Here is a 12,102-nt window from a genome sequence, read left to right as displayed (position 1 = left end):
CATTTTAGGTTAAACTCGCCCTTTATGCAAAGGACTTGAATGCGCCCACGCGTTGTTACAAAGCAAATTTTTATCAGCTCCACTCCCATAGGGGGCAATGCGCCCATCAGCACACAGAGCATGGCTTACAGCCAAACCTGCGATATACCCGCCACAAAGGCGCAAATCGATCGCTTGAAACTCGCCGGGGCGGACTTTGTCCGGGTGGCGGTGCGTCATAAAAAGGACGCAAACGCCCTCAAAGAGCTTAAAAAAGTCGCCAGCTTGCCCTTAATCGCCGACATACATTTCCACCACCATTTAGCCCTAATCGCCGCTGAAAGCGTGGATGCGATCCGCATCAATCCGGGCAATATCGGCTCTGTGGAGAACATCAAAGCAGTTGCCAAAGCCTGCAATGCCCGCAATTTGCCGATCCGTATAGGGGTCAATGGGGGGAGTTTAGAAAAGCAATTTGAGCTCAAATACGGCGCAACGCCTGAGGGGATGGTGCAATCTGCCCTTTACAACATTAAACTTTTAGAAGATGTGGGCTTTAGCAATATCAAAATCTCTTTGAAAGCCAGTGATGTGGAGCGCACGATCACCGCCTACGAGCAATTACGCCCTTTAACGCCCTACCCCTTCCACTTAGGCGTTACAGAAGCCGGGAGCTTGTTCCACGCAAGCATTAAAAGTGCGATGGCTTTGGGGCATTTATTAAGGGAGGGGATCGGCGACACCATGCGCGTGTCGATCACAGGCGCGCTTGAAGAAGAGATTAAAGTCGCTAAGGCGATTTTGCGCTACAGCGGGCGGCAAAAAGAGGGGATCACTTTTATCTCCTGCCCCACCTGCGGGCGCATTGAGTCTAATTTAGTCGCTTTAATGGCACAAGTGGAGCAAAAGCTCGCCCACATTAAAATCCCCCTAGATGTGAGTGTGATGGGCTGTGTCGTGAATGCCTTAGGTGAGGCTAAGCACGCTGACATCGCCATCGCCTTTGGCAAGAAAAGCGGCCTTATCATCAAAAAAGGGCAAGTGATCCACAAACTTCCCGAAGACCAACTTCTAGAAACCTTTGTGAAAGAAGTGCAAGAATTAGCCACACAACACCAAAACGAGGACACACATGCAAAACTTTAAACGCTTTGTTGATGACTTCCAAAATTCCCCAGACTACAAAAAACCCCTAGCCTTTGGGATCGCCAAAATCCAGCACGGGCAACACACGGGCAAGCCCTTAAGTGCGGCTTATCCCGTGCTCAATTGGGGTGAGGCACTCGGGGCTTATGCAGTTTTCATGCACGCTTTCAAGCACGCCACGCCCTTAAACTCAAGTGCCAGCGAGGCCATCTATGGAGTCGATGCCCGCTTTATCCAGCACGGCCTAGAGCTTTTCAAGCCCTTTTTAGCCGAGAGTTTAGGCGCACACAAGCACCCCAATGTCCAAGTGCTTTTAGAATTGCAACGCGCACAATTATACAGCCAAAGCCCCAAACAAGAACAGCTTTACAACTACCATTTTGTGGTGCTTTATGAGGACAAGCCCTGCCAAAGCCTAGAGAGTGCCTATATGAAACTCTTAGCCCTATCGTTAGGCAAAGCCCCATTAAGAAGTTTAAACTTAGAGGGCATTTTTGGGCTACTGCCTAATGTCGCGTGGAGTGGCAATAGTGCTTACGAGCTAGAATATTTGCGCACGCAAGAAATTGCGCTCAAAGTACATGGGGCATATCCTTGCATTGATTTTATAGACAAATTCCCCCGTTACCTCATGCAAGTTTTGCCTGCGGTGGATAATATCCGCTTGCTAGACAGCGCGAAAGCGCGCTTTGGGGCATATTTAGGCAAGGGCGGCTACACGCAAATGCCCGGGGCCAGCTACATCAATTTTAATGCGGGCGTTGAGGGGGCTTGTATGAATGAGGGGCGGATCAGCTCTTCTGTGGTGGTGGGCGAGGGCACGGACATAGGCGGCGGGGCGAGCGTTTTAGGCGTGCTTAGTGGGGGCAATAAAGAGCCTATCAGCATAGGCAAGAACTGCCTACTTGGGGCTAATAGCGTGCTTGGCATTAGTCTTGGCGATGGCTGTATCTTAGATGCCGGGATTGGGGTTTTAGCCGGGACGATCTTTGAAATTGCGCCCAAAGATTTAGAAAAATTGCAAGAGTTAAACCCCGCCTTTAAAGCCAAAGAGGGCGGGTTTTATAAGGGGGCCGAGCTGTCGGGCTTGCATGGCTTGCACTTTCGGCAAAATAGCCAAAATGGCAAAATGTGCGCGATGGCGAGCAAGCGGCACATTCCGCTGAATACGAATTTACACCACTAGGGGGTTTTATGCGCTTTGGATTGTTTTTTGTGCTTTTTCTCATGGGCTTTTTAGGGGCGGCCCAAAATCCAAATGCCCCACAAAACCAAAACATGCCTGTCCAACAAGGGGCGCAAACGGCGCAACAAGGCGCACAGCAAGGACCTGCCCAGCCACCTACTCGTTTTGCCCCCACCACCCCGGGCGCACAGCCCCGCCAGCAACCGCCCATGAGCGACCACCTAAACCCCCCACTTTAGCTCAAGATGCTTTGAGTGCAGGCATTGCGGCGGTGAAAGCAGCGGATTATAAAACCGCCTTTAGGCTCTTTGTCAAATCTTGCGATCAGGGCAACCCCGCCGGCTGCTTTGCGGTGGGGACCATGTACGCCAATGGCGTGGGGATACAAACAGACCAGCAAAAAGCGACTCGCTATTATGAAATGGGCTGTAGTGGGGGGGATGCGAGCGCGTGTGCGGATTTAGCCCAAACCTACGACTATAAACAAAACCCCACCCCCGATGACAAAGAAAAAGCCGCCCAACTCTACGCAGTGGCTTGCACGGGGGGCAGTGTGTTGGCGTGCAACAATTTAGCGTGGATGTATGCCAATGGCGTGGGTGTGCCTAAGAATTATTACAAAGCCCTCGATTACTACAAATACGCTTGCGAAAATGGGAGCGATTTGGGCTGTTATAACTTAGGGCTGATGAGCAATGTCAAGAATATCTATGGCATTGACAAGGCGAAGTTAAACGATGCCGACTTGAACTATCTTGCCTGCAATGCCGGGGACATTCAAGGCTGTGCGAATTTGGGGTGGATTTACACCAAGGGCGTTGGGGGCGTGCCTAAGAATAATTTTTACGCGGCTAAATACTTCCAAAGGGCTTGTGAGGGGGGCAATCTCTCCAGCTGTAATAATTTGGGCGTGCTTTATCAAAAGGGGCTAGGCGTGCCCCAAAACGACCAGAGGGCTTTAGATTTGTTCTCGTATGTGTGTAGCTATGGTTTGCAGTCCGGGTGCGACAATTACGGGATTTTCAAAGAAAAGCTTTTGCAAACAAACCCCAACTACGGGCGCTTGTTTTTGCCTTTAGACCCAAGTTTGCGTTAAAGGCATTTTAAACCTAGTGGCTCTATAATGGGGGCTTTTTAAATTAAACTTAAAGGATTTTCATGCAAGTTTTGTTGTTGAAAGATGTGAAAAATTTAGGCAAAGCCGGGGAAGTTGTGAGCGTGAAAGATGGCTATGGCAATAACTTTTTACTCGCCAAGGGCTTAGCTAAACTTGCCACCACCGATGTGATCCGCCAGTTTAAGGCCAGTGCTAAAAAACGCGCCGAACAAGAGGCACAAGACTTGGCCGATAAAGAAGCCCTAGCTAAGGCTTTAGAGCAAATCACGCTTAAAATCACCAAAAAAGTTGGGGCTAATGGCGCGCTCTTTGGCTCAATCACCAAAGAAGAAGTGATCGAGGCTCTGCAGGCAAGCCACCCCATTGAGCTAGACAAAAAAACCCTAGAGCTCAAAACCCCCATTAAAAGCACAGGGCTTTATGAGATTGAGGTGAAACTCGGGTATGGCGTGCATGGTGTGTTGAAAGTGGATGTTGTGGCTGAGTAGACAAGATGTTTCACGCCACCACGATTTTAGGCTATAAAACGCATTTTGAGGGCAAGGATTACGCCATCATCGGCGGGGACGGACAGGTGAGCTTCAATAATTGCGTCTTGAAGGGCAACGCCACGAAAATCCGCACCCTGCACCACGGGCAAATCTTAAGCGGATTTGCGGGCAGCACGGCCGATGCCTTCAGTTTATTTGACATGTTCGAGCGCATTTTGGAGGGCAAAAAGGGGGATTTATTTAAGAGTGTCGTGGATTTTAGCAAAGAGTGGCGCAAGGACAAGTTTTTGCGCCGGCTCGAGGCGATGATGATCGTGCTCAACAAGCAATCCATTTTTATTTTGAGCGGGACGGGCGATGTGGTCGAGCCGGAAGATGGCAAGATTGCGGCCATTGGCAGTGGGGGCAATTACGCCTTGAGCGCCGCACGGGCTTTAGATAAATTCGCCAACCTTGAGCCTAAAACTTTAGTGGAAGAGTCGCTCAAAATCGCGGGCAATCTTTGCATTTACACGAACCAAAACATTAAAATCTTGGAGCTTTGATGGACGACCCACAGAAGTTAAACTTAACCCCACAAGAGATTGTGGAGTATTTAGACGGCTACATTATCCAGCAACAAGATGCAAAAAAGATGATCGCCATTGCTCTGCGTAACCGCTGGCGGCGTTTGCAACTGCCTAAAGAGTTGCAAGAAGAGGTTACGCCTAAGAATATTTTAATGATCGGCTCTACGGGCGTGGGTAAGACAGAGATCGCAAGGCGTATGGCTAAGATGATGGGATTGCCCTTTGTCAAGGTGGAGGCGAGCAAATACACCGAAGTGGGCTTTGTGGGGCGCGATGTGGAGTCGATGGTGCGCGACTTGGTCGCCGCGAGCGTGCATTTGATCGAAACTGAAGAGAAGCAGAAAAACCAAAGCAAGATCGAGGACTTGGTGATCGAGCGGATCGCTAAAAAACTCTTGCCCCCTTTGCCTAGCAGTGTGAGTGACACCAAGAAAGAGGAATACGCCCTAAACTTTGAAAAGACCAAAGAAAAGGTGCGCGGCACTGCCCTAGACAACCAAAAGATCGAAATTGAGCTAGACAAGCGTGCTTTAGAGGGAGATTTTAATGTCCCCCCTGAGATCATAAAAGTCCAAGAGAGTTTGACTAAAATTTTAAGCAAGGGCACAGAGAAAGTTACTAAAGAGATGACGATCAAAGAGGCCAAAGATGCCCTGCGCCACGATGTGTCCCAAGCCATTTTAGACATGGAGAAAGTACAACGAGAGGGGCTAGAGAGGGCTAGACAGTGTGGGGTGATCTTCATTGATGAGATCGATAAAATTGCGGTGAGCACCAAAGAGGGCTCAAGACAGGACCCAAGTAAAGAGGGCGTACAAAGGGATTTACTCCCCATTGTAGAGGGTAGTACCATACAGACAAAATACGGGGCAATTAGCACAGACCATATTTTATTCATCGCTGCCGGGGCATTCCATTTAAGCAAGCCTAGCGACTTGATCCCCGAGTTGCAAGGACGCTTCCCCTTAAGGGTGGAGCTTGAGAGTTTGAGCGAAGAGATCATGCATGAGATTTTAACCCGCACCAAAAGCTCGATCATTAAGCAATACCAAGCCTTGCTCAAGGTTGAGGGTGTGGATCTAGTCTTTGAACCCGAAGCACTAAGAGAGTTAGCCCGCCTTTCGTATTTGGCAAATCAAAAGACAGAGGACATCGGGGCACGCCGGCTACACACCACGCTAGAAAAGGTCCTAGAGGACATTAGTTTCAACGCCGCGCGTTATAGCGGGCAGCAGGTCGTGGTGTCTAAAGAACAAGTGAGCGAGAAACTCAAAGGCCTTGTGGAGGATGTGGATTTAGCCCGTTTCATCTTATGAGCAAAGCCGGGTTTATCGCGCTCATTGGCCGGCCAAACGCGGGCAAAAGCACTTTGATCAACGCTTTGCTAGGGGCGCATTTAGCCCTCACTTCGCACAAGGCCAACGCCACCCGTAAAATCTTAAAAGCCATCATCCCCTACACAGACAAAGAAAGCACAGAGTGCCAAATGGTGTTTTTAGACACCCCGGGGTTGTGCCAACAAGAAAAGCTTTTAAATAAAATGATGGTGGCACAAAGCCACCACGCCTTTGAAAGTTGTGATTTGGCGGTGTTTGTGGCGGGAGTACATGACCATTTAAAAGCCTATGAGGGCTTTTTAAAATGGAGTGGTGGCAAGCCACACCTGATCGCCTTAAATAAAACCGACACTGCAACCAACGCCCAAATCTTAGCCAAGCTCAAAGACTACGCCCCCTACAGCCCACACTTTCAAGCCCTAATCCCCATCAGCGCGCAAAAGGGACATCATTTAAATGCCCTGCTCGATGGAGTGGCTAAGCTCTTGCCAAATGCGCCCTTTTACTACGACCCGGACATGCTCGGCGACATCCAAATGCGTGAGATTTATGCCGAGATCATCAGAGAGCAGATTTTTCAATTCTTAAGCGATGAAATCCCCTATGAGAGTGCGGTTTTGGTGCAAAGCGTGCAGGAGCAAGAGCACCTAGAGAAAATCCACGCCCAGATCATTGTCGCCAAAGAGAGCCAACAAAAAATGGTGATCGGCAAGGGCGGGGCGGTGGTAAAAAAGATCGGACAGGAGGCACGCCGTAAAATTGAGGGCTTTATCCAAAAAAAGGTCTTTTTGCGCTTGGAGGTGGTGGTGCAGAAAAACTGGACTTCTGCACAAAATCAGCTCAAAAAAATGGGCTATGTGGTAGAATAGGGACTTCTTATTGTCATTTTTTGATTAGGGGTTAGTTATGTTGAAACAAAAGGCGTTTTTGCACTCTGTTTTTTTGGCGATGGCGTTGGCAGTTACGGCGCAAGCGGACACTTTAATGGGCTTTGTCAAAGCCTATCACGAAAAAGGCATCGAGTCCATTGAAAAGCTCTTGCAATCTTATTTAAGCCAAAGGGAATTTTGGGAGGATTTATTAGAAACCAAGGACACGACCTATGGTTACTATGAGGATTTAAATTATTTATTTTTGATCAACAAGGCCAACCCTAAATTAGAGCTCTACCAAATGGGCGGGGAGAAAATCACTAAGGTGGACTCTACAAAAGCCCTTGTGGGCTCTAAAATCGGGGTGAAAGTGAGTGAGGGGGACAAGGCCACACCCATAGGGGTGTACCAAATTGTGAAGAAAATCGCCTCTCCGAGCACCTACTATGGCCCGCTCGCTCTTGTTACCAACTACCCCAACCCCCTAGATGTGGTCTTAAAACGCACGGGGCATGGGATATGGATCCATGGCATGCCCTTAGATGGCAAACGGGGCAACAACACCAAGGGTTGCATCGCCATCGACAACATGGCTTTACAAAATTACGACAAAATCGTGCGGGGCAAAAAGTCTATTTTGATCGTTTATGAAAACAACCTGCCCCAAGCGAGCAAGGCAGAGCTAGCCACTCTTTTGGGCAGTCTTTACGCATGGCGCTCAGCTTGGGCGAGAAATAACTTGGTGTCCTATTTAGAGTTTTACGCCCCCGATTTCAGGCATGTAAGTGGCATGGACATTAAAAAGTTTGAGAAGTTTAAGACAAAAATCTTTGCCAAAAATGAGGATAAAGTCATCCGCTTTTCGGGTGTGAACATCACCCCTTATCCCACCAACAGCGGGGATAAACTTTTCCGCATTGCTTTTAACCAAGACTATGAAGCCTATAAACACAAAAAGCTCACTTACAGCTCACACGGACTCAAAGAGCTCTATGTGCGCTTGAAGGGGCAAAAAATGCAAATTGTGGTGGAAAAATAACCCCTTGCTGGAATTTGTCTATGTCAAAGACCCCAAGCACCCTTTAGTCGCTCCCCACGAGCACATCGTGGTGCAAGACACTCCCGCGCCAGCTGATTGTGTGGTGAGTAATGTAGCCTTAAAGGGGGCTAAGAGGGTTGCGCCCGAAATCAATTTTCTCATCGCAAACAGCACCCAAAGCCCCCTAGAGTTAGCCGCAAGCCTCTCACTCATTTACGAAGCGCATGGTTTGCAATTTGACTTCGCCCCTACGCAACAGGAGGCGACACAATCTGTTTTAGAAGTCTTCACCTACAATTCCACCATTTGCCAATACCATCAGCGGCGGGTGGAATGTTGTGGCAAATGCACGGAAGTCTGCCCCACGCTTGCCATCACCAAACTAGACCCCGAGATTGCCAAATCTAAGGGGCTAGAGTGCATAGACAACCGCCATTTAGAAATCAACCAACAAGATTGCATCGATTGTGGCAGGTGCATTGCCGTGTGCCCAAGTGGGAGCTTGCACTACAACGCCTTGAGTCTAGAGTGCATGCAAGCCATTGCTAAACTCTATCAAGGCTACATCCCTCTACTCTTAGACAAAAACACAGACCTGCCCACCATCCCCCTTAAAAAAGAGGTGTTGCCCTTAAGCCTCAATGCCAACATCTTAGAGCAAACCTATTTACTCACACTCTTGCAAGAGAGTGGGGCGCAAGTGGTGCTTTACGCCAAAGAGTTGGGCGTAGGCACACTAGAGAGCATTACCCTACTCAATGGCATTTATGAAAAAATCTATCAGAAAAAGGCGGTGTTGTGCGCCTTTAGCCCCGATGAACTCAAAACCTGCCTAGAGCACGCTCAAATTCTAGAGCACACCCGCTTTAGCCCCCCCACAACGCCCACACACACCAAGCGCGATCTCTTTGCTAAACGCCTCGCGCATATGGTGGGCGAGGGCGGTTTTGGACAAGTGCCTTGTGGGGATTTTATCCGCTATGGGCACATTAAAATCTTTGAGAGTTGCACCCTTTGTTTGGCGTGCGTGGGGGCGTGCAACACGAACGCTTTAAGCATCGATGGCAACGACTACCGCCTGCTCTTTAACCCGTCCTTATGCACCACTTGCGGGTATTGTGTGCCGACCTGCCCTGAAAAGTGCCTAGAATTAGAAAGGGATGGCATCCACTTACACCCTAGCTACTTCACGCCACAGGTCATGGCGCAAGACAACCTTTTTGCCTGCCGTATGTGTGGCAAGGCGATGGGGACCACTAAAAGCGTGTTAAAAATCGCCAAGTTCATGGAAGCGCGTTTTCAAGGCGATACACGCCGAATCGCTAGTTTGTATGTGTGTGCCGATTGCAAGGTGAAGGTCATGCTTGAGGACATCGTGGACATTTCTGCCATTTTGCGCTAAGGCTACTTGTGTTTGCCCAGCTTTTAGATGCCTTCATTGAGTCTAGCCACTTGCCCCCACCCCCACCCACTAAAAAGCCTCTCACCATCGGGGTTGCTTTTTGGACTAGTAAAAATGCTTTGGAAAACCTAGCACATTTTCAAGCGTGGCTCTTTTACGGCATTTTGGCCACACAACACGACACCACTCTATCCACCAACCCTAAAGACCCTTGCGCTGTGGTCTTTGGCAGTTCTCTTAGATTGGCTGGCATGTTAAATTCCCCCATTTTGGACTCCCCCAAAAGCGTATAGGCTACACAGGCGAGAACGAACGCATCGATTTTAATGTCTACGATTTTGGCATGGGTTTTGACGACTTAGAATTTGGCGATCGCTATTTGCGCCTACCCCTTTATTACCAAGCCCTGCATTGGTTTTCTCAATTAACCACCAACCCCACCTTCAACACCACGCACCCCCAAATAGACAGCCTTGCTAGAGAGCAGAGCGACCCCCTTAAACGAGGATTTGCCAGCTTTGTCGCCTCTAACCCCAACGCCCCTGCAAGAAACGCTTTTTACAAAGAGCTCAACGCTTATAAGCCGGGGGGGGGGGTGTTTAACACGATTGGGTCTTTGGTGCAAAACAAGCACGAGTTCATCAGTGGGTATAAGTTTAATCTGTGTTTTGAAAACTCTTTAGGTTTGGGTTACACCACAGAAAAAATAGTCGATGCCTACTTTGCCCACACCATCCCGATTTATTGGGGCAACCCCAAAGTGGCTAAGGATTTCAACCCCAAAAGCTTTGTCAATGTCCACGATTTTAAAGACTTTAAAGAAGCTCTGGATTTTATCCGCTATTTAGACACCCATGACAACGCCTATTTAGACATGCTCTATGCCCACCCTTTAAACACTTATAATGGCAAGCCTAGATTTCACCAAGATTTGAGCTTTGCCAAGATTTTAGAGTTTTTGCAAAACGCTATAGAGTGCCCACAACTTTATCACGAGCAAAATAACTTGATGAATCCCATTTACGCTTTAAGAGAGGGGGACTCTATTCATGCATATTCGGGTCGCCAACACCTCGCCATGGCTTTAAAAAAGCTTTTGGGCAAAACCAAAAGGGCGTTTAAACGCCCCCCAAATAAACATTAAATCCACACGCAACAACACCGCTAAAGGCTTTTGCTGGTAGCCAATTCTTGCAACATCGTATAGACAAAATCTGCGCTGATCTGGGCACTTTGGTGTAAGAAAGCGTCAAAGTCTGTGGGGGCGGTGCCATCGGCTGTGTCGCTCACACTTCTTAGCACACAAAAGGGGATGTTAAAATCGCGGCACACAAAGCCCAAACTTGCCCCCTCCATCTCCACGACACTTGCCCCGAAGTGCTGCACGAAGGATTGTTTGCGCACGGGGTCGCTCACGAATTGGTCGCAAGTGGCGATGATGCCCTCTTTTAAAGGGAGGTTGAGTTTTTGCGCCACGCTTTTGGCAAGGGCGTTTAACTTTGGGTCGCTTTCTACAAACACGCTGCTTTCAGGGATAAAGCCTAAAGGGTGGTTAAAGGGGGTGAGGTCAATGTCGGCTTGGCATAATTTCGTGGCTAAAAGCAGGTCGTTGATGGCTAAATTGGGCGCAAGGCCACCAGCCACGCCGCTAAAGAGGATGGCTTGGACTTTGTGGTGCAAAATCAAAGTGCTGGCGGTGGTGGCGGCATGCACCTTGCCTATTTTGCTGTAGGCAAGGACAATGTTTAAGTTTTGTAGTTTTAGGTGGTGGTAGGTGTTGTTGCCGATGTGCTCGCTGGTGTGGTGGGAGAATTTTGCTAAAAGGGGGGCGATCTCTTCAGCCATCGCGCCCATGACCCCGATTGTGGTTAAATTCAGCATTTTTATGTCCTTTGTTTAGAATTTGTTTATTTTAACACATTAAGCTAGGCTTTAGTTGTTTTGGATTAACATTAACTTTTGTGCTTATGGACAGGTGGGTGAGTTGGCTGAAACCACATCCCTGCTAAGGATGCGTAGCTGCAAGGTTACCGAGGGTTCGAATCCCTCCCTGTCCGCCACCTTACCCTTTCTTGAGTCCGTTTCTTCCTTTCTTATTCGTGGTGGCTACTTGGTTTGCGCTTTTTAAGTGCGCTTAGTGGGTGTTGAGAATCTGTGCTCTTGTTCCGTTTAAGTCTGCTCCAGTGCACTAGAGAACCATCAGTGCAAACCAAACCCCAAAATTTGCAAGACACCCTAATGCACCCAAGCGGTGGAGGGCACGGGCCGCCCCAAATAGAGCGCTGGGAGTTTAGAGGGTTGTGGGGAAAGTGCCAAACTCTTTTAGAAACACTGAATGCCCATGAATGGGGGTATCTTTTTGTCTGGAAAATTTGGGAGCTCAAACCTTGAGCTTATGCTTAAAAAATGGGGGATTGTACCCCAAGCTGTGCTAAAATGGGTCCTTAATCCAAATAAAAATAAGGACAATGATGGCTGGCATTCGGGTTTTTTTGTGCGATTGCGATGGTACTTTGACGGATGGGGGGATGTATTGTTTAGAAAGTGGGCAACAATTCAAAAAGTTCAGCGTGGCCGATGGAATCGGTTTTGAGCTCTTAAAAGAGGCGGGGATCAAAACGGGCATTTTAACGGGCGAGGTTACGCCCATAGTCGAGCACCGCGCCAAGAGGCTTAAAATCGACTACTTGTATCAAGGGTGCAGACCTCAAGGCAAACTAGAAGCTGTGAAAGAGATCTGCACCAAAGAGCACATCGGTTTAGAAAATGTGGCTTATGTGGGCGATGACCTCAACGACTTGCCCGTGCTAGAGTGTGTGGGCTTTAAGGGCTGCGTGGCCAATGCCCACGCCCACTTGAAGGCTTTACCCGGCATTGCTGTGTCGCCTAAAAATGGGGGCGAGGGGGGCGTGCGCGCGCTCATTGATCTGTGGCTGGGCAACCCTAGAGAGCTAAAGAGTTAGG

Annotated in this window: 12 protein-coding genes, 1 tRNA gene and 2 pseudogenes; 14 read left to right on the top strand and 1 reads right to left on the bottom strand. The window is 48.8% G+C overall.

The window, feature by feature from the left end:
- Positions 1 to 39 precede the first annotated feature (39 nt).
- From ispG to K6J72_RS00395, 12 genes and pseudogenes are all read left to right on the top strand, one after another.
- On the top strand, positions 40 to 1,125 hold the full coding sequence (gene ispG / locus K6J72_RS00445; RefSeq protein WP_221279630.1) for a flavodoxin-dependent (E)-4-hydroxy-3-methylbut-2-enyl-diphosphate synthase: 1,086 nt from the start codon (positions 40 to 42) through the stop codon (positions 1,123 to 1,125).
- Positions 1,112 to 2,311, top strand: a complete 1,200-nt coding sequence (locus tag K6J72_RS00440; protein ID WP_221279629.1) for a 2,3,4,5-tetrahydropyridine-2,6-carboxylate N-succinyltransferase — start codon at positions 1,112 to 1,114, stop codon at positions 2,309 to 2,311. The genes ispG and K6J72_RS00440 overlap by 14 nt, the downstream gene beginning before the upstream one ends.
- 8 nt (positions 2,312 to 2,319) lie before the next feature.
- Entirely contained in the window at positions 2,320 to 2,550 is a 231-nt protein-coding gene (locus tag K6J72_RS08685) for a hypothetical protein (RefSeq protein ID WP_221279627.1), read from the top strand.
- A pseudogene (locus tag K6J72_RS00430) lies at positions 2,541 to 3,407 on the top strand (tetratricopeptide repeat protein); the annotation flags it as partial. The gene K6J72_RS08685 and the pseudogene K6J72_RS00430, both read left to right, overlap by 10 nt.
- Positions 3,408 to 3,469: 62 nt before the next feature.
- The gene (rplI, locus tag K6J72_RS00425; protein ID WP_221279626.1) at positions 3,470 to 3,916 is read left to right on the top strand and encodes a 50S ribosomal protein L9; all 447 of its coding nucleotides are present in this window, start codon (positions 3,470 to 3,472) and stop codon (positions 3,914 to 3,916) included.
- Between the two features lie 5 nt (positions 3,917 to 3,921).
- The gene (gene hslV / locus K6J72_RS00420) at positions 3,922 to 4,464 is read left to right on the top strand and encodes an ATP-dependent protease subunit HslV (protein ID WP_221279624.1); all 543 of its coding nucleotides are present in this window, start codon (positions 3,922 to 3,924) and stop codon (positions 4,462 to 4,464) included.
- Entirely contained in the window at positions 4,464 to 5,804 is a 1,341-nt protein-coding gene (hslU, locus tag K6J72_RS00415; protein WP_221279622.1) for an ATP-dependent protease ATPase subunit HslU, read from the top strand. Before hslV ends, hslU begins: the two co-directional genes overlap by 1 nt.
- Positions 5,801 to 6,694: a GTPase Era gene (gene era, locus K6J72_RS00410; RefSeq protein ID WP_221279620.1), complete on the top strand. Its 894-nt coding sequence runs from the start codon at positions 5,801 to 5,803 to the stop codon at positions 6,692 to 6,694. Before hslU ends, era begins: the two co-directional genes overlap by 4 nt.
- 37 nt (positions 6,695 to 6,731) lie before the next feature.
- The gene (locus tag K6J72_RS00405; RefSeq protein WP_221279618.1) at positions 6,732 to 7,736 is read left to right on the top strand and encodes a L,D-transpeptidase family protein; all 1,005 of its coding nucleotides are present in this window, start codon (positions 6,732 to 6,734) and stop codon (positions 7,734 to 7,736) included.
- The gene (locus K6J72_RS00400) at positions 7,720 to 9,138 is read left to right on the top strand and encodes a 4Fe-4S binding protein (RefSeq protein WP_260320596.1); all 1,419 of its coding nucleotides are present in this window, start codon (positions 7,720 to 7,722) and stop codon (positions 9,136 to 9,138) included. Before K6J72_RS00405 ends, K6J72_RS00400 begins: the two co-directional genes overlap by 17 nt.
- An 8-nt stretch (positions 9,139 to 9,146) precedes the next feature.
- On the top strand, positions 9,147 to 9,431 hold the full coding sequence (locus tag K6J72_RS08175) for a hypothetical protein (protein ID WP_260320595.1): 285 nt from the start codon (positions 9,147 to 9,149) through the stop codon (positions 9,429 to 9,431).
- Positions 9,422 to 10,132 (top strand): annotated as a pseudogene (locus tag K6J72_RS00395) (glycosyltransferase family 10 domain-containing protein); the annotation flags it as partial. The gene K6J72_RS08175 and the pseudogene K6J72_RS00395, both read left to right, overlap by 10 nt.
- A 170-nt stretch (positions 10,133 to 10,302) precedes the next feature.
- Here the strand turns inward: K6J72_RS00395 and K6J72_RS00390 are convergent.
- Positions 10,303 to 11,019 (bottom strand): 5'-methylthioadenosine/adenosylhomocysteine nucleosidase, encoded by a 717-nt coding sequence (locus tag K6J72_RS00390; protein WP_221279615.1) that lies wholly within the window; start codon positions 11,017 to 11,019, stop codon positions 10,303 to 10,305.
- Between the two features lie 88 nt (positions 11,020 to 11,107).
- Between K6J72_RS00390 and K6J72_RS00385 the strand changes: the two genes are divergently transcribed.
- Both K6J72_RS00385 and K6J72_RS00380 read left to right on the top strand, forming a co-directional pair.
- A tRNA-Ser gene (locus K6J72_RS00385) sits at positions 11,108 to 11,198 on the top strand.
- 411 nt (positions 11,199 to 11,609) lie between these two features.
- The gene (locus K6J72_RS00380; RefSeq protein ID WP_221279613.1) at positions 11,610 to 12,101 is read left to right on the top strand and encodes a KdsC family phosphatase; all 492 of its coding nucleotides are present in this window, start codon (positions 11,610 to 11,612) and stop codon (positions 12,099 to 12,101) included.
- Position 12,102 lies beyond the last annotated feature (1 nt).

The organism is Helicobacter sp. NHP19-003 (assembly GCF_019703305.1).
Classification (GTDB): domain Bacteria; phylum Campylobacterota; class Campylobacteria; order Campylobacterales; family Helicobacteraceae; genus Helicobacter; species Helicobacter gastrocanis.
Note: the sequence above shows the minus strand (reverse complement) of the source record. Positions and strands in the feature narration are given on the sequence as shown.